A 21,253-nucleotide genomic window follows, 5' to 3' on the forward strand; every position below is an offset into this window, starting at 1 on the left:
ACGGTGTGAAAGGCGGCGGTGCAAGGACGCTGGTCAGGTGTATGCATAGCTGTCGTCGTCTTCCTGCTCCTGGGCTGCGGCGTCATCAGGGTCGGCCACGGCTGCGGGGTCTGGCACGTAGCCGCTGCGGCAGCGGTAAAGGCCCCGCTTTTCATCGGTGTGCGCATGCCACAGCAGTTGCTCCAGATGGGTGAGGCGGTGCGGGCTGATCCATTCGCCCAGCGAATAGACCGACTCCACGAAGCGCAGCGGCGTGGCGGCATCGCGGGCGTTGAGCACTTCGCCCGCGACATGTGATGGCGAGAGTGCCGCGTAGCCCACGGGCACAGGCACGATCCACCCGCTGCCCGGGCCGCGCCAGGGGTCTGCCCATGGCTGCTTGCCATCGGCAGGCGGGGGCTGGCCTTCGGCCGCTGCCACGGGCTCATGGTTGAAGCGCGATGCATGCAGCCAGGCGTCGAGCAGCGTGGTGTGCGCCGCTTTGTCGCGCAGCCTGTGCAGGCGGTCGGCCAGCAGATCGTCACGCCCCACCAGGGCGAAGCCCGGCAGCCACTGGCGCCGCCATTCGCGGAACTGGCGGCTGCGCTCCGTGGCGTCTTCTGCCAGCACGGACAGCCTGGGGCGCACGCGCCTGCCGGGCGCGGCGCGTGATGGCAGCAGGCTGCCGCCGGCCACGCGCATTTGCGACAGGATTTGCCCGGCTTCATCGGCCCATTGCTGCATCTGCGGCCCGGCACTCTGCACCAACGTGGCCGCAGCGCCTGCGGCGCGTTTTTCCGAAACGGCGAAGACCAGGGAGATGTCGAGGTGGATGCGGCCTTCCTCGACGATAGAAGGAGGGGTACCTTCCTCCAACTTTCTAGCTTGGTCTGCGGTAGCAACGTAAGGCTTGCGCAAATGAAAAGTGTGAGGGTCGTACAACTTCCCTGAACCTCTGACCTGCTCCTGATGGTGGTGGCAGACCACGCCCACTGCGTGCAGGCGCAAGGGGATGCCGGCCTGCGCCAGCTTGCGCTCCAGCGCCCACATCAGGCCGGTGAAGGCGGTGATGGAGGGGAAGCCATGGGTGAGCGGGCTGGAGATGGCGTTGGCGTTCTGTACGCGCAGATGGGGGAAGGTCAGGATGGCCTGCGGTTGTGGGGATTGCCTCATACCACGCCCCCCCTGTGCATCACCAGTTCATCATGCGTTTTGCGGATAGGGATATAGGCCGGGGCGTCCAGCCTTTTGCGCAGTTCACGCAACTGCTGCACAAAACCATCCTCATCGGTCAGCAGCTCTTTCCGCCACACACGCGCCTCGGCGTCGCCCACAGGCAACTGGCCGAACAGCTGGCTGTTGAGCCAGTTGGCAAAGCGTTTGCCTACCTCGGCAGGCCAGTCCATCCAAAGCCATTCGCGGGCGAAATCTGCTTCATCGCGCAGTTCGGCCCGCAATGGGTCCAGCCACAGTTGCTCTTCGCGCACCAGCTTGCCGAAGCGTTCCGAGTCGCAGCTCCAGCCAGCTGGCAGGGCCTGCTGCACTTCGCCGGCGAGCGAGACCATTTCATCGATCAGCGCATCGACGAAGGCTTCGCGGCGCTCGCGCGTTTGCAGGTTGGGCTCCGGGTCGGTCGCAAGGAAGGCACGCAGCTTGCGCACCGTGCTTCGCACCTCGGGACGACCGATGAACAGCTTGTCGAACACGGAGCTGGCATGCACCGGCAGCCGTACATCGCTGCTGCGCCAGACCGGTGGCAGCGAAGCCAGCAGGTAGTTGACCCCGCCACGCTCGCTGTTGAGCTGGGAAATATTCTGTGGCTTTGTCCCTCCCATCTTCTGGACGGCCAGCCCCGGGTAGTCATGGAAGACGCGGTCATGCGCCTTGCGCTCGCGCCGCGCCTGCCGGGCCGCCTTGTTGCTTTCCCCAAAGCGGTCTTCCTGCACCTGCGCATGCACGGCATGCGCCAGCGAGGTAGCAAACAACGGCGCCAGCAATTCATAGCCTTCATCGGCACAGGCATCGCTGCCCGTCAGCCAGTACAACTGCTTGGCCCGCGTGTGCGAACTGGGTATGCCCGCGCGCGGCTGGGTCAGGCCGACGAAGGCATCGCGCAAGCCCATGGCCTGCTGCGGGTCCTCATGCAAGGCCTGGAGCGCGCCCGGGTCTTGCGCCAGCAGCGCGGCCAGCAGGCTGGTGCCGTCCACCTCGACCTTGAGGAACTTGTAGACGTCGAGCGCCGCCGCATTGCCCACCACATCGCCAGAGAAGGACTGCCCCAGCGCATGGCTTCCCAGTTCCTGCAGCACGGGCAGGCCGGCCGGCTCCACATAGAGATTGGTGCCGCGCGCATCGGGATGTATGGGCTTGAGGGAGTGGGTGACGGCCTGGATTTGATCGACGCGCTTGGCAGCACTGGCCACCCAGGTATCACGCAGGAATGATGCGACGAGTTCGTCACGCTGAGGATCGTCAGGCTTGAGCTTTTCGAGCTTGGATTGCAATCGTTCTTGCAGGAACTGGTCGATTGCCGCACGAAAACCTGCCTTGCGCCCTGTTGCCGGGGCGTTGGACATAGGGATCACCTTTCGTGAGAAATGAAAGATAATTCCTCGGTCAACGAACTGACCGAGGAACTTGATGTTGCGACTGGAAAGTCGTCATAACGCTCTTCTGAGCGCGTGATTGCTAGCCACTGTGACCTCTCTTTCTTGGTTAGCGCCTTGAGAGCACGTTGTTGACACAGTCACCACCTGTTGTTAGCGCAGCAGGTGGTGGCATTCCATAATTCCAACCAGTCAACTCTTCACGATAAACCGCAGGTTTAAATAACCAACTTGGCAGCTGGATCGTAGCCGCTACGTGGTATCTTCGCAACCGCTTTCGAACAGGAAGCTCAGAAAAGTCACCTCTTCAAGATGACCGCCACATTTCTGCTGAACAAGCAGCGCCTTTGCCACTGAAGTGCTTCAACAGGCTGCCAAGTGGCAACCTTGCCAACCCAAAGATCAAGCGGCACTGCCAATCCGTGCAACACAGATAGCCGAAATCGACTCGCCTTCATGGAGTTGGAGTTTGGATGATCAAAGCAGAGATGCGCCCCATACACCCAGGTGAAGTCCTGCGCGAGGACTACCTGAAGCCCATGGACATGAGCGCCAACGCGCTGGCCAGGCACCTGCACGTTCCCGCCTCGCGCGTGAACGACATCGTGCTGGAGCGGCGCGGCATCACGGCCGACACGGCGCTGCGGCTGAGCCGCTTCTTTGGGGGCGACGCGCAGTCCTGGCTGAACCTTCAGACCGCCTACGACCTGCGCACGGCAGAGCTGAACGCGGAGTTGCAGGCGTCCGTGAGGCAAGTTCATCCGATGCAGCTGCATACCGCCTGATCCTCAGGCCCGGCCCACAAAGCCCAGCGCGCCATGCCAGCGCCAGCCCTGTGCCTTGTCGGGCAGGCTGGCCGTGGCGTACTTGCTTGCACAGGCATCCAGCGCCAGCCCCTTGCCCTGCGCCAGGGCAAGCAGTTCATGCATCAGGTCGGCCTGCCCCCATGCAGTGACAGACCCCTTCCGTGGGTCCAATGGCTCCCGGTGCAGCAGGCTGTCCTGCACCAGCACATACAGCTTGTCACCCCGCCGCTGGCCATCGACCACGCGGTGCAGTTGCAGGCCCTCTTCCTCCTCGTCCGGCAGAAACACCACATCCACGCGCGGCAGCGGGTCGTAGCGAAAGCGCTGGAACTGCGGCAGCAGGCCCGTGAGCCAGAAGCAGGCTGGGCTGGCCCAGTGCAGGCTGGCGGCGCGCAGCACCGGCGTGGCATCCTGGCTGTCTGCGGGGCGCGGCAGCATGGTGTCGTGCATGCGGGCGTGTTCCAGGTCCACGAGGTTCCTGGCCGGGTGGAACTGCTCCCTGGCCACTTCGATGCGTGCGCGGGCATCCACGGGCCAGAGGGGCTCGCCCTTGGTGTGCTTGGCCAGCAGCGATTGCAGGTCATGCGAGCGCAGGTGGAAGTACCGCGCCGTATCTGCCTTGTCATCCACCGGCTCCATCTCGAAACCCGGCTTGCAGAATGCCGCCCTGCCTGGATGCTCGAAAGCGCGCAGGTTGCTGTCCAGCACCCGCATGTTGGCCTCCTGCACCGCACCCGGCCGGTGGCGCCGCACGCGTCCGGCCAGCTGGATCAGCGAGCGCATGGACGAGGGCTCGACCACGGCCCAGTCATAGTCATGGTCGCGGCCCACTTCGGTGACGGGGGAGCCGAGCACGATGAAGAGGTGGTCGACCTCATCGTTGGCATCAAGCAATGCGCGGATGGCCGGCCTCTGGAAGATGGGGTCTGCGCCGTCGGAGGAGCGGCGGTCCAGCACGTTGTCCAGGTGCCGCTCGATGCTGGAGCGCGCCAGCAGCGGAAACTGCGAGTGGTAGACGCACAGGTGCACCCGCACACCCGGCGCAGGAGCGCCCTGGCCATACATGGCCACGGCCACGTCGAACAGCGGTTCGATGTTGGCCATGCGGATGAGGCCGAAGCTCACACGCTTGCCGCTGGCGGGGTCAATGCCATGGTTGCCCGGCTGCTGGTGCAGCTGCCATGCATGCTCCAGCGCGATGCGCGCAAAATCCCGGCGCCGCGCGGCCGGGTCCAGCCCCTGCCAGCCGGCAGGCAGGGGAGCGATGGCCGCCAGGCGCCGCACCTCGGCCCGGGCGAGCTGGGCCACGCGCTTTTGCACAAAGCTTCCGTGGCCTGTGCGAAACCCTGCGCCATCGGCGCAGTCCAGTGCCTGCTGGTGGAATTCGTCCACCCACAGGCAGCAGATGGCCACGGGCTCGCCGGGCCGCTCGCCGCGATGGCGCTGGAAGATCTCGCGCCCGGCGCGGTAGGCCAGGTAGAGCCCCTCCACCAGCGCTGGCGGCAAGGTGGCCGAGGACAGCAGCACGCGTGAGCCCAGCAGGCCCGCCCAGTGCACGAGTCGCGTGAGCGCGGGCAGGTCGGCCATGTCGAAATCATCGGGCTCGTCCAGTACGAGGTCGCCCGTCATGAGGCGCAGCATGGGCGCGATCTGGCGGCCGCCGCGCAGGCTTTCGGTGGCGGGCGTGAGGTGGTCCACGGTGCAGGCCAGCACGGGCGCGGCGATCAGCGAGCGCACCTGCGCATCGTCGGTCAGGCGCTGCAGCAGCGGGTGCTGGTCATTGCCGTCGAACAGGACTTGCCCGCCTTCGTCGAGCAGCGCCTGGCGCGAGGCCGAACCCGTGGCCTCGGCCTGCGCTTCCCAGTACTCGAACAGCGCGCGGCTGGCCGCGCCGCCGACCTTGATGGCGAGCTGGTCGTCGCCCAGTCCCAGGTCGTTCTGGAACACCCGCCCCGTCTGCAGCGTGAGCGTGCGCAGGCCGATGGCGAAGGCACAGCGCATGCCCACGCCCGGGTCGGCCAGCGCGTTCATGATGCGGGCATTGCCCAGCGTCTTGCCGCAGCCGGTGGAAGCCATGTTGACGATGAAGCCGCCCTGGCTGGCGGCCCGGTGGCGCACGCTGGCAGCCAGGTCGGCAGCCTTGTCCTGCCACTGGAAGCGCGCGTTGCTGCTGCGCTTTTTGAGGCCGCGATGGCTGCGCAGTGCCGGCAGGCTGCGCGCCAGCGTGGGCAGCGAGCGCGCCACCAGCGTGGCATGGGCCTGCACGCCCAGCAGGTGTTCGTCCAGCGTCTGGTTGAAAGCGGACGCGGCGCCTGGAGCTGTACTCTTGCGCCGGGTGTTGGCGTACAGCGGATAGCCCGCGTTGCGGAAAGGCTGGCGGCGCGCTTCGTCCTCGATGCTGGAGTAGTGGTGGTCGGCCAGCATCAGGCACAGGCGCGAGAGGTGCAGCGTGAACGGATCGCCCAGGCTTACAGCGTCAAGCGACCGGCCCGCCAGCTCCTGCAGCTTGAGCGCGTAGCGCGCCGCCTGCTTGCGCCAGGCGGCCGTGGTCACTGGAAGGCCCTGCGGGAAGTCCCAATGGGAGCGCACTTTCGCCGGGTCGGCTTTCTCGCGCGGCTCGTTCCAGTCGGCGCTGATGCACTGCAGCAGCTGCTCGATCTCATTGCTGTTGACGAAGCGCGGGCGCGCGCCGAAGCGGCACCATTGGCGGCGGTCGGGCTCCAGCTCGTCGTCGGACTCCTGCCGGCCTGCAGCGACCGGCATGCAGGGCAGCCGATGGTGTGTCAGAACCAGCCAGGCCACGGCGGTGGCCAGCGGCGGCAGCGCCTTGAACGGCAGATGCTGGCTGGCCTGCGGCTCGTCCAGGCCATCGCGCAGAAGGCGGCCGCTGCGGTGATCCAGCCATTGCGCCTCAAAGGCCCGGGCATCGGCGGCCTCATCCACACAGGCTGCCAGCCTTTGCAGCCATGCCGCGTCGCTGTCGCCGCCCACGAACGCCTGGAACAGCCGCACCGACACCCATTCATGGCGGTAGTGGTTGCGCTCGCGCAGGCCCGGATTCTTCAGCCGGTCCTGGAATGCCCTGGTGGCCTTGCCCAAGTCATGCACCAGGGCCGCCAAAGCGGCCAGCGCCGTGATCAGTGGCAGGTGGTGCCAGTGGCTTTCATCGTCGGCGCGCAGCACGTTGCTGGCCGAGGTGTTGGTGGGCACGGCGCCTTCGGCGTTGAACTGGCGCCCGTCGCCCACGACCCACAGCAGTTCGCTGTGGTCGCGCCCGCGTATCCAGTGGCAGGCCACGGCGGTGTTCTTGCGCGCGGTCTGGCGCAGCAGCTTGCGCACGGTGTCGAGCCCGGCCGCGGTGATGGGCGTCTGCCAGGTGCGATCGCCGCGCCGCTCGGCAAACTGGTCGAGGATGCGGCGCGTTTCGGTGAGGGCGCGCTTGCTGCACTGGGAGACGAAGAGCACGTTCATGTGTCGGCCTCCTGCGCAGCGCCGGGCGTTGTGGGCGTGGTGGGCGCGCCGGCCATGCGCGCCGTGTCGACGGCAATGCGCTTGAGCGTGTCGATGATGAAGTCCAGCGATTCGCTGCGCGTAAGGGCCTCTATGCATTGGCGGCGAAATTGCGGCTCGTCGTCGCCGCGCATGGCCGACAGGAAGGCCTGGGGCAGGATGGCGGCATCCTTGACCAGGTCAGCCGCATCGAACACCAGGCCGCCGCGCCGCGTCTTGCCATGCAGCACGGCCAGGCCGTGGGGCAGGCCCAGCACCCAGGTGGCCGTGGCGCCCAGCCCGTAGGCCAGGTAGTTGCCATGGTCCAGATAGCGGTTGGCCGCATCGGCGCCCGTGCCGCGCTTGGCGCGCGTGAATTCGCCATATCCCACGGCGTCCACGGCGAGCTTGAACAAGGCCTTGGTCAGCCGTGCCTCATCGGTCAGCAGTGTCATGACATCGGGCGCATTGGCCATCAGCGCCGCAAATTGCTGCACCAGCGCCTTGAGGCGCTCCATGTCCACGGCAAAGCCCGCTTCGCGCAGCGCACGCGTGCCCCATTCCTGCTGCAGCCGCTGCAGGCGGCAGGCCTGCAATTGCCGGGCTGCGTGCAGGCGCAATTCTTCATCGAACCAGAAGCGGACCCAGGCCTGCAGGTATTCGGTAGGCCGGTATTCGCTTTGCGGAGTTAGCCAGGCGACTTCCACATCGACTTCATTGGCGCTGAACAAAGGCGTGCCGCCGCCACCGCAAAAGCCCACCAGTACGCCCGCCTTGGCCAGCTCCCGCATGGCCGCCTGGGTGATGGAGGTGCCCGTGCCCAGCAGGATACTGGTGGTGTTGGCAATGGGAATATTCCAATACAGGCTGCGCTTACCGGCATCGGTCACATATTCCACCCGCCCGCCATTGACCAGGACACGGCAGTGCTCAAGGTAATAGATGTTGGCGCGTTTGGAATGGAGAATGGTCTTGAGATCCTGGCCCTTGATATCCTGCATTGCAGCCTCCCACAGGCAGTTGTATCAAATTGCCAATCCCCTTCAATGGCCTGCCCCAGGAATAAAAAGGCGCCTTGCTTCCACAAGGCGCCTTTCTTTACATCCCAGTGAATGATCACTGCATCTGCTTCAGATTCCCGATGCGCACCAGCATTTCCGTGAACATCTGCATGTCGGCGCGCAGGTCGGGCAGTTCCTTGTATTCGAGCGCGTTGTGCGCCGTGTACTTCTTGCCGGGCATGGCGGGGCCGAAGTTGATGGCGTTGGGCATGAGCTTGGCCGTGGTGCTGCCGGCCGTGGGCACGGGCTTGGCGTCCAGGCCCGTGGTGTCGCCGAAGATGTTGAGCAGGGTGGACAGCCAGGCGCCCTTGGGATCGCGCGCCATCCAGTTGCCCTGGGTGTACTGCAGGGTGAGGGGAACCTTGGCGGCCTCGCTCCAGCGGGTGATGCGCTGCTCGACTTCGGTGCGCAGTTGCTCTGGCGTCTTGCCGCGCGGCATGCGCACGTTGGTGGTGACTTCGAGCTTGCCGTCTGCCGCCTTGATGAGGTTGGGCGACAGGGTCAGCGGGCCCATGAAGTCGTCGGCATAGGCAACGCCCAGCTGCTTGCCGAAGTAGTCGAGGCCGAAGGCGCCGTTGATGTAGCGCAGGGCGTTGCTGTAGGCATTGGGCTGGACCAGGGCCACGCCATCGGTGGGAATGAGCACCTGCTGCAGGAACAGCGTCAGGCGCGGCACGGGGTTGACGCCTTCCTCGGGGCGCGAGCCGTGGGCCGAGGTGCCCGTGACCTTGACGGTGGCCGTCGCGCCGCGGTGCTGTATGTCGATGGTGAACGGCCCGCCCTGCCCGGCATAACTGGTGGTGAAGTCACCCTTGGCCGCCTGCAGGCGCGCGGCGATGGCGGCAATGGCGGCTTCGTCGCTGGCCGTGATGGTGGCGGTGGCGGTCTGGGCAATGGCGTTGGCCGAGGCGGCGCCGGCCATGGCGGTGATGGCCGGGCGGGCGGGGTCGGTCTTCACGTCGTCGAACACGGCCTTGAGCGCGCCCGAGCCTTTTTCCGCGACGACGGCTGGGTACTTGCTGTCCAGCACGATGTTGTAGGCAGGCAGCGTGGTCTTGCCCTGGTAGTACTTCATGGCGTCGCCGCCGGTTTCCTCGGTGGTCTCGATCATGAGGCGTATGCCGCGCGACAGGGGCAGGCCGCTGTCCTTGACGGCCTTCATGGCGAACAGCACGGTGGCGATGGAGCCCTTGTCGTCGATGGTGCCGCGCCCGTAGATCCGATCAGGCATGGGTGGGACAAGCACCGGGGGATGGCTCATCAGGGTGATCCCGCTGTTGCCGGGCACAAAGGTAACCTCGAATGGGTTGATTTGCTTGCCGTCCAGCACCCATTCGGCGGCCACGGCAGGTACGACGTCGGCATGGGTGAGGATGCCGAATTCATCGGTGCCCGCGTTCGCTGCGTTCGCAGGCAGGGTGACCTCGAAGATGCGGTTGTCCACGTTGCGGTACTGCAGGCCGAAGTCCCTGGCCATCTGCTGCACCAGTTCGCCGAAGGCCAGGATGGCCGGGCTTTCATGGGGCGGCACCTTGGCATCGCGCACCGTGGGCAGGGCGACCATGCGCTCGATGCTGGCCAGCACGGCCTGCTCCTGCGTCAGCCGCGTGTACAGGCCCAGCAGGCGGGCGATGTGGTTGAGTTCATCCCCCTTGAGCGCGGCGCCTGCGGCATGGCGCTGCACGGCCTGGGCGATGGCAGGCTGCGCGGCCGCGGCCTGCTTCAGGAAGCTGGCGAAGTCGGTAGGTGCCGGCTGCGCCTGGGCCAGCGCGTCCAGCGCGGGCTTCTTGAGGGTGTCGGCGCCGGCCGCGCCGCTCCACGCCAGGGCCATGCTCATGGCAAGGGCCAGGGTGGAGGCTTTGAACGGATGGTTCTTCATGGTCGTCGGTCTGTCGATGAATGCTGAGGCCGCAAGAATACGGTCTTTGCAGCCCTTTTCCGGCCAGGACGTGCTCGCAGATCGCGCCAGAATCCGCCCCAGAACAGCAGGTCTGCGGCGCGCTATGCCGCGGTGGCCGGAGCTATCGACAGCGGGATGGTCACGGGCCCGTCGTTGAGCAGGTGCACCTGCATGTCGGCGCCGAAGCGGCCCGTGGCGACTTCCGGGTGCAGGGCGCGCGCCCGCTGCACGATGTAGTCGTACAGGCGCTCTCCCTCGGCCGGTGGCGCGGCGCGCGTGAAGCTGGGGCGGTTGCCGCCGCCGGTGTCGGCCGCCAGCGTGAACTGACTGACGATGAGCAGGCCGCCGCAGGCGCCCTGCCCGTCCAGGTCCTGCACGCTGCGGTTCATCTTGCCCGCGTCGTCGGCAAAGATGCGCAGCTTGAGCATCTTGGCCAGCAGCTTGTCGGCTTCGGCCTCTGTGTCGCCGCGCTCTGCGCAGACCAGGGCCAGCAGGCCAGGGCCTATGCTGCCGGCGACCTGGCCATCGATTTCCACGCGGGCCTGTTGCACGCGCTGCAGGATGCTGATCATGGTTCGGGGTTCGGGTTCTTGTCGGTGGATGGGGAAGAAGTGTCCGCCTGGCCTGCCGCCTCGATGGCGGCTTCCATGGCTGTCTGCATGCCCAGCGGCAGCAGCTCTATGCGCGCGTACAGGCCGGGCACGGCCTGCAGCAGTTCGGCCTCTATCTCGGTGCGCAGCCGCGCGGCGCGGGCCACGCTCCAGTCGCCGGGCACGTGCATGTGCAGGTCGGCAAAGCTGCGCTCGCCGGCGCGCCGGCTGGAGATGTTGTCAAAGACCACGCCATGCGCGCGGCGCGCGTGGCGGTCCAGAACGGCGTCGATGCGCAGGCGCTCGGGCGCGTCCAGCGCCTGGTCCATCAGGCCCTGGGAAGACTGCCAGACCAGTTGCGCGCCCTGCACGCAGATGTTGATCGCAACCCCGATGGCCACGGCCGCGTCCAGCCACAGCCAGCCTGTGAGCGCTGCGCCCATCAGGCCGATGACGACGCCGGCCGAGGTCCAGACATCGGTGAGCAGGTGGCGGGCATCCCCCTCCAGCGCCATGGAGCGGTGCTGGCGCGCCGAGCGCAGCATGGCCACGGCCAGCAGCCCATTGAGGGCGGAGCTGACCACGGACAGCGCCAGGCCCCAGCCCAGTTGCTCAAGCGGCTGCGGGTTCCACAGCCGCGCCAGCGCCGCCCAGGCGATGGCCAGGCTGGCGCCGATGACCAGGATGCCCTCGAAGCCCGCAGAGAAGTACTCGGCCTTGTGGTGGCCATAGGGATGATCGGTGTCGGCCGGCCGCTTGGCGATGGTGACCATGGTCAGGGCGAACACGGCACCGGCCAGGTTGACGAAGGATTCGAGCGCGTCCGACAGCAGGCCCACCGAGCCTGTGAGCCACCAGGCCAGGGTCTTGAGCACGATGGTCAGCAGCGCCACGACCACCGAGATGCGCAGCAGGCTGTGCGGCGCCATCCAGTCGGGTGCGTTGGCGGTAGATGGAGTGGACTCGGCCATGCTGCGCTGCGATAGGTGGGGGTGCTGCGGATTAGACCACTGCCTGCGCGGGCCGCATGCCAGAATCCGCGCCATGAATGGATGGCAGCGATCAGCGGGGTGGGTGCTGGCCTGGGCCGTGGCCGCAGGCTGCGGCGCGGCCTGGCTGGCGCATGGGCGCCTGCAGTCGCTGCGCGAGGTCTTCGATACCGATGCCCGCATTGCCCACCGGCTGCTGAGCCAGCGCATGGTGCAGCACGATGCCATCCTGGGCACGCTGGCGCTGCTGCAGCCCCGCCAGCCCGCGCCAGACCAGGCCTCATGGAAGCAGTTGCCGCGCCTGTATCCGCAGGTGCTGGATGTGGCGCGCCGCTCGGCCGCCGCAGGCGAGTCCTGGCCCGCGCCCTGGCCGCCCGGCATGGCCGAGGCCGAGCGCCGCTCCCAGGCCAGCGGCCAGGCCGAACTGGCCCTGGCCGACCTGGTCCGGGGCCGGCTGTACCTGGTGCAGGCCGGGCTGCCGGCCAGCTACGCGCTGCTGCTGGACCTGCGCGCCACGATTCCCGCCGACGAGTGGCCGCTGCCGCCCGCCACCAGCCCGGTGCGCGCATGGCTGGCCCTGGGCGGGCAGGAATTCGTGATCCAGCCGGGCCGAGCCGCCGCGCACGGCTGGAACACATGGTCGTGGGAGGTGAGCAAGCCCCTGGCCTCGCCCAGCCAGCCGCTGGTGCTGTACCTGCGCAAGCCGCTGGACGCCTCGGTACTGCCCTGGACGGCCATGCTGGGCTGGGCCCTGGGCTGCGCGCTGGCGGTGGGCGCGCTGCGCACCCTGCTGCGCCAGCGCGTGGCCCGCCGCCGTGCCGAGCAATTGCTGCAGTTGGGCCAGGTGGCGCGGCTCAATACGCTGGGCGAACTGGCCGCAGGCATGGCGCATGAGCTGAACCAGCCGCTGACGGCCGTGCTGTCCAACAGCCAGGCCGCGCGCCGCCTGCTGGCCGAGGACCCGCCCGAGATGGACGCCGCACGCCAGGCCATGGGGCAGGCTGCCGAGCAGGCCAAGCGCGCATCGGCCGTGGTGGGCAGGCTGCGCCGCCTGGTGGAGCGGCCGGGGCTGGCGCCCCAGGCCGAGCCGCTGGATCTGGGCCAGGCCGTTGCCGAGGCGCTGTATCTGCTGGAGCCCGAGCTGCGGCGCCGCCAGGTCCAGGTCAAGGTGCAGATGAAAGTGCAGGCCGCCGATCTGCCCGCCGCCCAGGCCGACCCCGTGGCCGTGCAGCAAATACTGCACAACCTGCTGGTCAATGCATTGCAGGCCATGGACGAGCAGCCGCCCGCAGCCCGCCATCTGCGGGTGGAGCTGGCACGCCGCGACAGCCGCCTGATGGTGGCCGTGCACGACAGCGGCCCCGGCGTGGCGCCCGAGATGCGCCAGCGCCTGTTCACCCCGTTTGCCACGGGCCGCGCCCAGGGCCTGGGACTGGGCCTGACGCTCAGCCAGAGCCTAGCCGAATCCATGGGCGGCAGCCTGGAGCTGGCCGCATCCGCCGCCACCCCGCCGCAAGGCGGAGCGCGCTTCGAGCTGCTGCTGCCTGCGGCCCATGGCCCGGCACCTGCCGCACCCAACGCCCCTCAGGAACCACTGACCCCATGACTGCCGCGCCCGCCCAAGACCTGTCCCCGCTGATCCATCTGGTCGATGACGACGAGGCCGTGCGCGACAGCCTGGCCCTGCTGATCGGCACCGTGGGCCTGCGCGTGCAGTGCTGGGCCGATCCGCTGGCCTTTCTCGACGGGCTGGACCGCCAGGGCATAGGCGCCATCGTGCTGGACGTGCGCATGCCCGGCATCGGCGGGCTGGCCCTGCTGGGCCGGCTGATGGAGCAGGGTGTGGACCAGCCCGTGATCATGCTCACCGGACATGGCACGGTGGACATGTGCCGGCGCGCCTTCAAAGCCGGCGCGGCCGAGTTCCTGGAAAAGCCCGTGGACGACGAGGTGCTGATCGATGCGCTGCAAAGCGCCGTGCGCCAGCATGTGCAGTCGCGCGAACGCCAGCAGGCCGACCGCGATGCCCAGCAGCGCTTTGCGCAGCTTTCCGCGCGCGAACGCGAGGTGCTGGGGCTGATCGTGCAGGGGCTGACCAACAAGGAGATAGGCCGCAGCCTGGAGCTGTCGCCCCGCACGGTGGAGACGCACCGCGCCAACCTGTTCGCCAAGCTGGATGCGCCCAGCCTGGCGCAGCTCATACGCCGCTACGCCAGCCTGGCCGATCCGGCGGCAGGCGCCTGAAGCTCCACCGCCGCGCCCAGCGCGCCTGGCTTCTCCGTATTTCTACGCAGCGGCGCGCGTAACCGTCCGAATGGTGCGCGGCGACGGCATTTTCTACAGTGCATGCATGCCGTCCGGGCTTGTGTCCCGGGCCGTCCTGACCCCCAAGGAGAAGACCATGCAACGCCGCACCACCAAGCTCGCCACCCTCGCCGCCCTGACCCTGGGCCTGATCGCCACCGCCGCCCAGGCCGATGCCGTGCGCACGGAAAAGAACATGTCGCTGGAGCTGGCCAACCAGATCGCCGCACGCAGCGTGGCCGCCTGCGCTGCCGACGGCCATGCCGTCACCGCCACCGTGGTGGACCGCGCCGGCACCGTGCGCGCCGTGCAGCGCGCCGACAATGCCGGCCCCCACACGCTGGAGGCCAGCCGCCTGAAGGCCTACACGGCCGCATCGGCCAAGAACAGCACGCTGGCCATCATGGAGGGCGCGCAGAAGAACCCCGGCGCCGCCAACCTGGTGAATATTCCCGGCTACCTGCTGCTGGGCGGTGGCCTGCCGGTGAAGGTGGGCAACGAGGTGATCGGCGCCGTGGGCATCGGCGGCGCGCCTGGCGGCCACCTGGACGACAAATGCGCCCAGGCCGCGCTGGGCCAGGTGCAGGAACTGCTCAAGTAAGGCGCCCGCAAGGGCTACCACACTGCGCCGCACCGCGCCCGGCCGCGCCTGCCCTTGATGCGGCGCTGCAAAAAAAAGACAGGCCGCCACGGCGGCCCCTGATGCCCGACAGCCGCACGCGCCCCCACGCGTCAGCGGCCGCTCACCCTCGCACAAGAGCGCTATCAAAATCTCTGCGATTCCGCTATAAATCCCCAGCGAGGGGGACGCATGCCAGAGAACATCGATGCGCAAGACACGGGGCCCGATGATGCGCTGTTGCGGCTGATAGCAGACACGGCTCCGGCCATGCTGGCCTATTTCGATGCGCGCACGCTGCGCTGCCGCTTCGCCAACATCAACTACGCACGCAATTTCGGCTTGACGCCCGCCGAGGCCGTGGGCAAGACCGTGCGCGAGATCGTGGGCGAGGCCGTGTGGCAGCTCATCGCGCCGCAGGTGGAGCGCGGCCTGCGCGGCGAGCATGTGCGCTACGAGCGCGAGGTGCCCCAGCCGGATGGACCGCCGCGCCATATCGAGTCGCTGCTGATGCCGCACTTCGAGCAGGGCCGGCTGCAGGGCGCCGTGGTGCAGATCACCGACGTGAGCCACCACCACCATGTGGCGCAGAAGGTGCGTGACAGCGAAGAGCGCATGCGCAAGTTCACCGAGGTCACGACCGAGGCCATCGTCATGCACCGCGACGGCCTCATCATCGACGGCAACGAGGCCCTGTCCCGCCTGGCCGGCTACACGCTGGACGAGCTGATCGGCCGCCCCATCCTCGACTACATCTGCCCGGAATTCCGCCTCTACGCGCTGCAGTACATGCGCAGCGGCCGCGAGGACCGTTTCGATGGCGCCCTCCAGCACAAGGACGGCCACCGCATTCCCGTGGAGATCGAGGCCAAGACCATGCCGGCCGGGGGCAGGCCCTACCGCATCGTGCTGGTGCGCGACATCACGCTGCGCCAGCTGGCCCAGGAGCGCATGGACTTCCTGGCCCAGCACGACCAGCTCACCCAGCTGCCCAACCGGGTGCGCCTGATCCAGATGCTGCGCCAGGCGCTGTCGCTGGCCTCGGTCAAGCAGCGCACGCTGGCCGTGCTCCTTATCGACCTGGACCATTTCAAGACCATCAACGACTCGCTGGGCCACCAGGCCGGCGACCTGCTGCTGTGCGAGGTCGCCCAGCGCCTGCGCGGCAGCGTGCGCGCCCATGATCTGGTGGCGCGCGTGGGCGGCGACGAATTCGTGGTCGTGCTCACCGATGATCCCGATCCGCAGGAGACCGAGACCCAGGCCAGGCACCTGCAACGCATCATCGAGGCACCCTGCACCATCGACGGCACGCCGCTGGTGGTCTCGCCATGCATGGGCATCGCCATGTACCCGGGCGACGGAAAAAGCGCCGAGGAACTGCTCAACCGCGCCGAAAGCGCCACGCACACGGCCAAGGACAGCGGCCGGCGCAACCTGCAGTTCTACGCACCCGCGCACGGCGGCCAGGCCACCCAGATGCTGATGCAGGAGCAGCAACTGCGCGGCGCGCTGGAGCGCGGAGAGTTCGAGCTGCACTACCAGCCCCAGACCTTCACGGCCGATGGCCGGCTGGCGGGCTTCGAGGCCCTGGTGCGCTGGCGCCACCCGCAGCGCGGCCTGGTGCTGCCCGGCGAGTTCATCGGCTTTGCCGAGGCGCGCGGCCTGATCTCGGCCATAGACCACTGGGTGCTGCGCGAGGCCTGCCGCCAGGCTCGCCAGTGGCAGGACGAGGGGCTGCGGCCCGTACCCCTGTCCGTGAATGTCTCCGCGCTGGAATTTCGCCAGCGCAACATGGCGCGCGAGGTGGCCCTGGTGCTGGAGGAAACCGGCCTGGAAGCGCGCTGGCTGCACATCGAGCTGACAGAGTCCACGCTGATGCACACCAGCGGCCAGGTGCAGGACACCTTGCAGGCGCTGCAGGCCCTGGGCGTGGGCCTGGCCATCGACGACTTCGGCACCGGCTATTCCTCGCTGGCCTATCTGCGCCGCCACCCCATCAACCAGCTCAAGATAGACCGGTCCTTCATCGCCGACGTGCCCGATAGCGAGGACGACACGGCCATCGTCACCGCCATCGTGCAGATGGGCCACAGCCTGCATCTGGACATCGTCGCTGAAGGCGTGGAAACACCTGCCCAATTGGAGCTTTTGCGCGACCTGGGCTGCGGCATGATGCAGGGGTACCTTGTGGCGCCGCCCATGCCGGCCGACAGAGCGCGCGCCTGGCAGTTGCACAACAGTCATCCAGTCCAACGACAATAGCCCATGGTTTCGCTTCACAACCCCTCGCAGGCCTCAAGGGCCGCAGCCACCTTGCACACCGACCCCCAGCGGGCCCTGGAGCACGTACAGCAGATCTACCGCGAGCAGATAGAGCACCTGCGCACGAACATGCAGCGCTTCGTCTCCGGTGAAACCCCGGCCGCCCCCGTCCACGCCTACTACCCCTTCGTGCGCATGCATACGGCCACCGTGTCACGCGCGGACACGCAGCTGGCCTACGGCTTTGTCGAGGGGCCGGGCACGCACGAGGCCACGCTCACGCGGCCCGACCTGTTCTCGCGCTACTACGCCGAGCAGTTCCGCCTGCTGATCAAGAGCCACGGCGTGCCGCTGGAAGTGGGCCTGAGCGACAAGCCCATCCCCATCCACTTCTCGTTTGCCGAGAACGACCACATCGAAGGCACGCTGTCGCGCGAGCGCCGGCAGCTGATGCGCGATGTGTTCGACCTGCCCGACCTCGAGGCCATGGACGACGGCATCGCCAACGGCACCTGGCGCCCCCAGCCGGGCGAGGCCCTGCCGCTGTCGCTGTTCACGGCCCCGCGCGTGGACTATTCGCTGCACCGGCTGCGCCACTACACGGGCACCCAGCCGGAGTGGTTCCAGAACTTCGTGCTGTTCACCAACTACCAGTTCTACATCGACGAGTTCATCCGCCTGGGCCACGCCGAGATGGCCCGGGAAGACAGCGAGTACGTGGCCTTCATCGAGCCCGGCAACGTGGTCACGCGCCGCACCGGCCTGCCGGCCCAGCCCAATGACGAGCTGGGCACGCCGCCGCCGCGCCTGCCGCAGATGCCGGCATACCACCTGGTGCGCGCCGACCACAGCGGCATCACCATGGTCAACATCGGCGTGGGGCCGGCCAATGCCAAGACCATCACCGACCACATTGCCGTGCTGCGCCCGCACGCCTGGATGATGCTGGGCCACTGCGCGGGCCTGCGCAACAGCCAGCAGCTGGGCGACTACGTGCTGGCCCACGCCTATGTGCGCGAGGACCATGTGCTGGACGAGGAGCTGCCGCTGTGGGTGCCCATTCCCGCGCTGGCCGAGATCCAGCTGGCCCTGCAGCAGGCCGTGGCCGACGTCACGCAGATGGACGGGCCCGACCTCAAGCGCATCATGCGCACCGGCACCGTGGCCAGCACCGACAACCGCAACTGGGAGCTGCTGCCCAACAACCTGCCCCAGCTGCGCTTCAGCCAGAGCCGCGCCGTGGCGCTGGACATGGAAAGCGCCACCATCGCGGCCAACGGCTTCCGCTTCCGCGTGCCCTATGGAACGCTGCTGTGCGTGTCCGACAAGCCGCTGCACGGCGAGATCAAGCTGCCCGGCATGGCCAACCACTTCTACCGCGAGCGCGTGGACCAGCATCTGCGCATCGGCATGCGCGCCATCGACATCCTGCGCGAGGGCGGCACCCAGCGCCTGCACAGCCGCAAGCTGCGCAGCTTCGCGGAGGTGGCGTTCCAGTAGCGCCCCGCCACCGGCCACCTGCTGCCAAGGGCCCCGCTTCGCACCGCCATCCAGGGACGCACATGCCATCCACGCTGCCCACCCTGGATTTTTTCTCCATGACCTCGGTCGTGGCCCTCAACATGATGGCCATGTCGGCCGCCCTGCCGCTGGCCATGGGGCGGCGCGTCAGCGGTGCCGCGCGCCATGCCCAGCATTTCTTCCTGATCCAGGCCGGTGCCTGGATCTTCATCCTCATCGCCAGCCGCCTGCCGCAAGGCCTGCTCTCGCGCGAACTGCTGTCGCTGGGCGCAGCAGCCTGCGCGGCATCGGCACAGTGGCAGATGGCGCGCGCCTTGCGCGAATGGCTGGGGCCCCGGCCGCCCTGGCTGGAACGCGGCCTGATCGCGCTGTGCTTTCTGGGGCCGCTGGGCTTCACCCTGCTGCTGCCCCACTTGTCCTTGCGCACCGGCTGGTTCAGCGCCGCCCACGGACTGAGCCTGCTGGCGCTGGCCGGCCTGTGCCTGGAGCCACGCCGCCCCGTGGCACGCAGCTGGCGCTATCTGATGTGCGGCGTGGCCGTCTTCATGGGGCTGGTACTTCTGGTGCGCAGCTACCTGGCCCTGGCCACGCCCTTCCTGCCCAGCTTCACGGCCGACAGCGGCGCCAACCAGATATTCGCCCTGCTGGTCACGCTGAGCAGCACGCTGCTGATGGTGGCCGTGCTGGTGGCTTGGCGCGACGAGACCAACCAGCAGCTGCGCGACATGGCCTTGCAGGACATGCTCACCGGCCTGCCCAACCGCCGCGCCCTGCTGGAGCGCGCCCCCGCCATGCTGGCGCATGCCCAGCGCCACCGGCAGGCCCTGGCCCTGGTGATGCTGGACCTGGACCACTTCAAGCATGTCAACGACGAATACGGCCATGCCACGGGCGACCGTACGCTGTGCCTCTTCGCCCGCCTGCTGCAGCAGCAATTGCGCAGTGACGAAATCGCTGCGCGCTGGGGCGGCGAGGAGTTCTGCCTGCTGCTCTACACCACGGACGACGGTGTGGATACCCTGTGCACCCGGCTGCAGTCCGCGCTGCTGCAGGCCTCGACGCAGACGCTGGGCTTCGAAGTCCGCTTCAGTGCCGGCTGCGCCCACGCGCCCCAGGTCTGGGACGGCCTGCGCCTGGAAATGCTGCTGCCCGCCGCCGATGCCGCCCTCTACGCTGCCAAGCGCCGCGGGCGTGACTGCTGGACGCAGGTGCGGCTGAGCCCACCGCAGCAGCAGGCCTGCGCCGATGCGCCAGCTGTATCGGAGACGCCGGAGACGCCGGATGCGCCGGCCAGGCCCGCCCTGGCCGCCAAGCCTGCGCGCTAGCCCCGGACCCCAGGAAAACGCTCCATGCCCGCGCTCTTCGACGCCCTGAACCTGCGCAAGCGCTACGGCGACACCACGGTGGTCGATGACCTGTCCTTTTCCATCGCTCCCGGCGAATGCCTGGGCGTGATCGGCCCCAATGGCGCGGGCAAGACCACCACGCTGCGCATCTGCCTGGGCCTGACGGCACCCGATGCGGGCCATGTTCTCTACCACCCCGAAGACGGCTCGCCGCCGCTGCACATGCCTGCCGATGCACTGGACATCAAGGCGCGGCTGGGCGTGGTCTCGCAGAACGACACGCTGGACCCCGACTTCAGCTGCGCGGAAAACCTGGGCGTCTACGCGCGCTACTTCGGACTGGGTACGGCGCAGATGCGTGACCGCATACCGCAGCTGCTGGACTTCGCGGCGCTGTCGCACAAGGCCGCGGCCAGGCCGGGCGAGTTGTCCGGCGGCATGAAACGGCGCCTGTCCCTGGCGCGCGCCCTGGTCAACGACCCGCGCCTGCTGCTGCTGGACGAACCCACCACGGGCCTGGACCCGCAGGCACGCCACCTGATCTGGGAGCGTCTGCAGTGGCTGCTGCAGCAGGGCAAGGCCATCTTGCTGACCACGCATTTCATGGACGAGGCCGAGCGCCTGTGCTCCCGGCTGCTGGTGCTGGACCACGGCCGCAAGATCGCCGAAGGCCGCCCGCGCGAACTCATCGCCGAGCACCTGGAGCCCGAAGTGGTCGAGGCCTACGGCAACGGCGCCCTGGGCCTGGCGCATGACGCGGCACTGCGCCCCCTGGCCGGGCGCACCGAGGTCAGTGGCGACACCGTCTTCTTCTATACGCACGACGCGCGCCCGCTGCTGCAGGCGCTGGCCGCGCACAGCCACCTGCGCACCCTGCACCGCCCGGCCAACCTGGAGGACCTGTTCCTCAAGCTCACCGGCCGACAGATCAGAACCGACGGCTGAACCACCATGACCGAACCCGCATCGGACACCCCCAGCATCTGGCGCCCGCCCGACCTGTCGCTGCGCTGGTGGCCGGTGTTCCTGCGCAACCTGCTGGTGTGGCGCAAGCTGGCCCTGCCCAGCCTGATCGGCAACATCGCCGAGCCGCTGATGTGGCTGGTGGCCTTCGGCTACGGCATGGGCGCCTTGGTGGGCGAGGTCACCGTGGGCGCCACGGGCCGGCAGGTGCCCTACATCCTGTTCCTGGCCAGCGGCTCCATCTGCATGAGCGCCATGAATGCCGCCAGCTTCGAGGCGCTGTACTCGGCCTTCTCGCGCATGCATGTGCAAAAGACCTGGGACGGCATCATGAACGCGCCCATCAGCCTGGACAGCGTGCTGCTGGCCGAGATGCTCTGGGCCGCCTTCAAGGCGCTGTTCACGGTCACCGCCATCCTGGGCGTGATGCTGGCGCTGGGCATCAGCCACTCGCCCAGGCTGCTGGTGGCCTGGCCCGTGCTGCTGTGCGTGGGCATCATGTTCTCCAGCATCGCGCTGATCTTCAACGCCCTGGCCAAGGGCTATGACTTCTTCACCTACTACTTCACCCTGGTGCTCACGCCCATGATGTTCCTGTCCGGCGTGTTCTTCCCGCGCGAGCAGCTGCCCGAGGCCGTGCGCCTGGCCTCGGACTGGCTGCCGCTGACCAATGCCGTGGAGCTGGTGCGCCCGCTGTTCATGGACGAGTGGCCGGCCCACCCGCTGCGCCACGGCCTGGTGCTGGCCGCCACCACGGTGGCGGCCTACTGGTTTGCGCTGGCGATGACGCGCAGGCGCTTCAGGGCCTGAGATCC

The 21,253-nt window shown here is 68.0% G+C and carries 16 protein-coding genes; 9 read left to right on the plus strand and 7 right to left on the minus strand.

Annotated elements, in window-relative coordinates:
* Window positions 1-33: 33 nt before the first annotated feature.
* Together csy2 and csy1 are read right to left on the minus strand one after the other, a co-directional pair.
* The gene (gene csy2 / locus ACF8O7_RS01670; RefSeq protein WP_392411739.1) at window positions 34-1,152 is read right to left on the minus strand and encodes a type I-F CRISPR-associated protein Csy2; all 1,119 of its coding nucleotides are present in this window, start codon (window positions 1,150-1,152) and stop codon (window positions 34-36) included.
* The gene (gene csy1, locus ACF8O7_RS01675; RefSeq protein WP_016451883.1) at window positions 1,149-2,555 is read right to left on the minus strand and encodes a type I-F CRISPR-associated protein Csy1; all 1,407 of its coding nucleotides are present in this window, start codon (window positions 2,553-2,555) and stop codon (window positions 1,149-1,151) included. The genes csy2 and csy1 overlap by 4 nt, the downstream gene beginning before the upstream one ends.
* Window positions 2,556-3,058: 503 nt before the next feature.
* Here csy1 and ACF8O7_RS01680 point away from each other — a divergent pair.
* A complete protein-coding gene (locus ACF8O7_RS01680; protein WP_016451884.1) occupies window positions 3,059-3,370 on the plus strand; it encodes a HigA family addiction module antitoxin in 312 nt (103 codons plus the stop codon).
* Window positions 3,371-3,373: 3 nt separating this feature from the next.
* Here ACF8O7_RS01680 and cas3f read toward each other — a convergent pair whose 3' ends face one another.
* The 5 genes from cas3f to ACF8O7_RS01705 form a co-directional block, all read right to left on the minus strand.
* On the minus strand, window positions 3,374-6,862 hold the full coding sequence (cas3f, locus tag ACF8O7_RS01685) for a type I-F CRISPR-associated helicase Cas3f (RefSeq protein WP_392442093.1): 3,489 nt from the start codon (window positions 6,860-6,862) through the stop codon (window positions 3,374-3,376).
* Window positions 6,859-7,881, minus strand: a complete 1,023-nt coding sequence (gene cas1f, locus ACF8O7_RS01690) for a type I-F CRISPR-associated endonuclease Cas1f (RefSeq protein WP_280047543.1) — start codon at window positions 7,879-7,881, stop codon at window positions 6,859-6,861. Before cas1f ends, cas3f begins: the two co-directional genes overlap by 4 nt.
* Window positions 7,882-7,996: 115 nt before the next feature.
* Complete coding sequence (locus ACF8O7_RS01695) at window positions 7,997-9,820, minus strand: dipeptidase (protein ID WP_392442097.1); 1,824 nt, start codon at window positions 9,818-9,820, stop codon at window positions 7,997-7,999.
* Window positions 9,821-9,942: 122 nt separating this feature from the next.
* The gene (gene dtd, locus ACF8O7_RS01700; RefSeq protein ID WP_017406418.1) at window positions 9,943-10,413 is read right to left on the minus strand and encodes a D-aminoacyl-tRNA deacylase; all 471 of its coding nucleotides are present in this window, start codon (window positions 10,411-10,413) and stop codon (window positions 9,943-9,945) included.
* On the minus strand, window positions 10,410-11,402 hold the full coding sequence (locus ACF8O7_RS01705) for a cation diffusion facilitator family transporter (protein WP_392442100.1): 993 nt from the start codon (window positions 11,400-11,402) through the stop codon (window positions 10,410-10,412). The genes dtd and ACF8O7_RS01705 overlap by 4 nt, the downstream gene beginning before the upstream one ends.
* A gap of 73 nt (window positions 11,403-11,475) precedes the next feature.
* Between ACF8O7_RS01705 and ACF8O7_RS01710 the strand changes: the two genes are divergently transcribed.
* The 8 genes from ACF8O7_RS01710 (at window position 11,476) to ACF8O7_RS01745 (ending at window position 21,248) form a co-directional block, all read left to right on the plus strand.
* Window positions 11,476-13,026, plus strand: coding sequence for a sensor histidine kinase (locus ACF8O7_RS01710; RefSeq protein ID WP_392442103.1), 1,551 nt, complete (start codon window positions 11,476-11,478; stop codon window positions 13,024-13,026).
* The gene (locus ACF8O7_RS01715; RefSeq protein WP_016446543.1) at window positions 13,023-13,664 is read left to right on the plus strand and encodes a response regulator transcription factor; all 642 of its coding nucleotides are present in this window, start codon (window positions 13,023-13,025) and stop codon (window positions 13,662-13,664) included. Before ACF8O7_RS01710 ends, ACF8O7_RS01715 begins: the two co-directional genes overlap by 4 nt.
* A 157-nt stretch (window positions 13,665-13,821) precedes the next feature.
* Window positions 13,822-14,325, plus strand: coding sequence for a heme-binding protein (locus ACF8O7_RS01720; protein ID WP_026062812.1), 504 nt, complete (start codon window positions 13,822-13,824; stop codon window positions 14,323-14,325).
* Between the two features lie 210 nt (window positions 14,326-14,535).
* Window positions 14,536-16,608 carry a bifunctional diguanylate cyclase/phosphodiesterase gene (locus ACF8O7_RS01725; protein WP_016446545.1) on the plus strand — a complete coding sequence of 691 codons (2,073 nt, stop codon included), beginning with the start codon at window positions 14,536-14,538 and terminating at the stop codon, window positions 16,606-16,608.
* Window positions 16,609-16,611: 3 nt separating this feature from the next.
* Window positions 16,612-18,108 (plus strand): AMP nucleosidase, encoded by a 1,497-nt coding sequence (locus ACF8O7_RS01730; RefSeq protein ID WP_016446546.1) that lies wholly within the window; start codon window positions 16,612-16,614, stop codon window positions 18,106-18,108.
* A gap of 62 nt (window positions 18,109-18,170) precedes the next feature.
* Window positions 18,171-19,454, plus strand: coding sequence for a GGDEF domain-containing protein (locus ACF8O7_RS01735; RefSeq protein WP_017407066.1), 1,284 nt, complete (start codon window positions 18,171-18,173; stop codon window positions 19,452-19,454).
* A gap of 24 nt (window positions 19,455-19,478) precedes the next feature.
* Window positions 19,479-20,420, plus strand: coding sequence for an ATP-binding cassette domain-containing protein (locus tag ACF8O7_RS01740; RefSeq protein WP_047326246.1), 942 nt, complete (start codon window positions 19,479-19,481; stop codon window positions 20,418-20,420).
* Window positions 20,421-20,426: 6 nt separating this feature from the next.
* Window positions 20,427-21,248, plus strand: coding sequence for an ABC transporter permease (locus ACF8O7_RS01745; RefSeq protein WP_017406567.1), 822 nt, complete (start codon window positions 20,427-20,429; stop codon window positions 21,246-21,248).
* The last annotated feature ends 5 nt before the right edge of the window (window positions 21,249-21,253 follow it).

This window comes from Delftia sp. WSY_16 (genome assembly GCF_043104415.1).
Lineage (GTDB): Bacteria > Pseudomonadota > Gammaproteobacteria > Burkholderiales > Burkholderiaceae_C > Comamonas > Comamonas tsuruhatensis.

Excerpts from the sequence above, each read along its gene's own strand:
- ACF8O7_RS01725 (WP_016446545.1), top strand. The coding sequence starts at position 14,536 with ATGCCAGAGAACATCGATGCGCAAGACACGGGGCCCGATGATGCGCTG.
- csy2 (WP_392411739.1), bottom strand. The coding sequence starts at position 1,152 with ATGAGGCAATCCCCACAACCGCAGGCCATCCTGACCTTCCCCCATCTG.
- dtd (WP_017406418.1), bottom strand. The coding sequence starts at position 10,413 with ATGATCAGCATCCTGCAGCGCGTGCAACAGGCCCGCGTGGAAATCGAT.
- ACF8O7_RS01695 (WP_392442097.1), bottom strand. The coding sequence starts at position 9,820 with ATGAAGAACCATCCGTTCAAAGCCTCCACCCTGGCCCTTGCCATGAGC.
- ACF8O7_RS01680 (WP_016451884.1), top strand. The coding sequence starts at position 3,059 with ATGATCAAAGCAGAGATGCGCCCCATACACCCAGGTGAAGTCCTGCGC.
- ACF8O7_RS01710 (WP_392442103.1), top strand. The coding sequence starts at position 11,476 with ATGAATGGATGGCAGCGATCAGCGGGGTGGGTGCTGGCCTGGGCCGTG.
- cas1f (WP_280047543.1), bottom strand. The coding sequence starts at position 7,881 with ATGCAGGATATCAAGGGCCAGGATCTCAAGACCATTCTCCATTCCAAA.
- ACF8O7_RS01740 (WP_047326246.1), top strand. The coding sequence starts at position 19,479 with ATGCCCGCGCTCTTCGACGCCCTGAACCTGCGCAAGCGCTACGGCGAC.
- ACF8O7_RS01745 (WP_017406567.1), top strand. The coding sequence starts at position 20,427 with ATGACCGAACCCGCATCGGACACCCCCAGCATCTGGCGCCCGCCCGAC.
- ACF8O7_RS01715 (WP_016446543.1), top strand. The coding sequence starts at position 13,023 with ATGACTGCCGCGCCCGCCCAAGACCTGTCCCCGCTGATCCATCTGGTC.
- ACF8O7_RS01720 (WP_026062812.1), top strand. The coding sequence starts at position 13,822 with ATGCAACGCCGCACCACCAAGCTCGCCACCCTCGCCGCCCTGACCCTG.
- csy1 (WP_016451883.1), bottom strand. The coding sequence starts at position 2,555 with ATGTCCAACGCCCCGGCAACAGGGCGCAAGGCAGGTTTTCGTGCGGCA.
- ACF8O7_RS01730 (WP_016446546.1), top strand. The coding sequence starts at position 16,612 with ATGGTTTCGCTTCACAACCCCTCGCAGGCCTCAAGGGCCGCAGCCACC.
- ACF8O7_RS01705 (WP_392442100.1), bottom strand. The coding sequence starts at position 11,402 with ATGGCCGAGTCCACTCCATCTACCGCCAACGCACCCGACTGGATGGCG.
- cas3f (WP_392442093.1), bottom strand. The coding sequence starts at position 6,862 with ATGAACGTGCTCTTCGTCTCCCAGTGCAGCAAGCGCGCCCTCACCGAA.
- ACF8O7_RS01735 (WP_017407066.1), top strand. The coding sequence starts at position 18,171 with ATGCCATCCACGCTGCCCACCCTGGATTTTTTCTCCATGACCTCGGTC.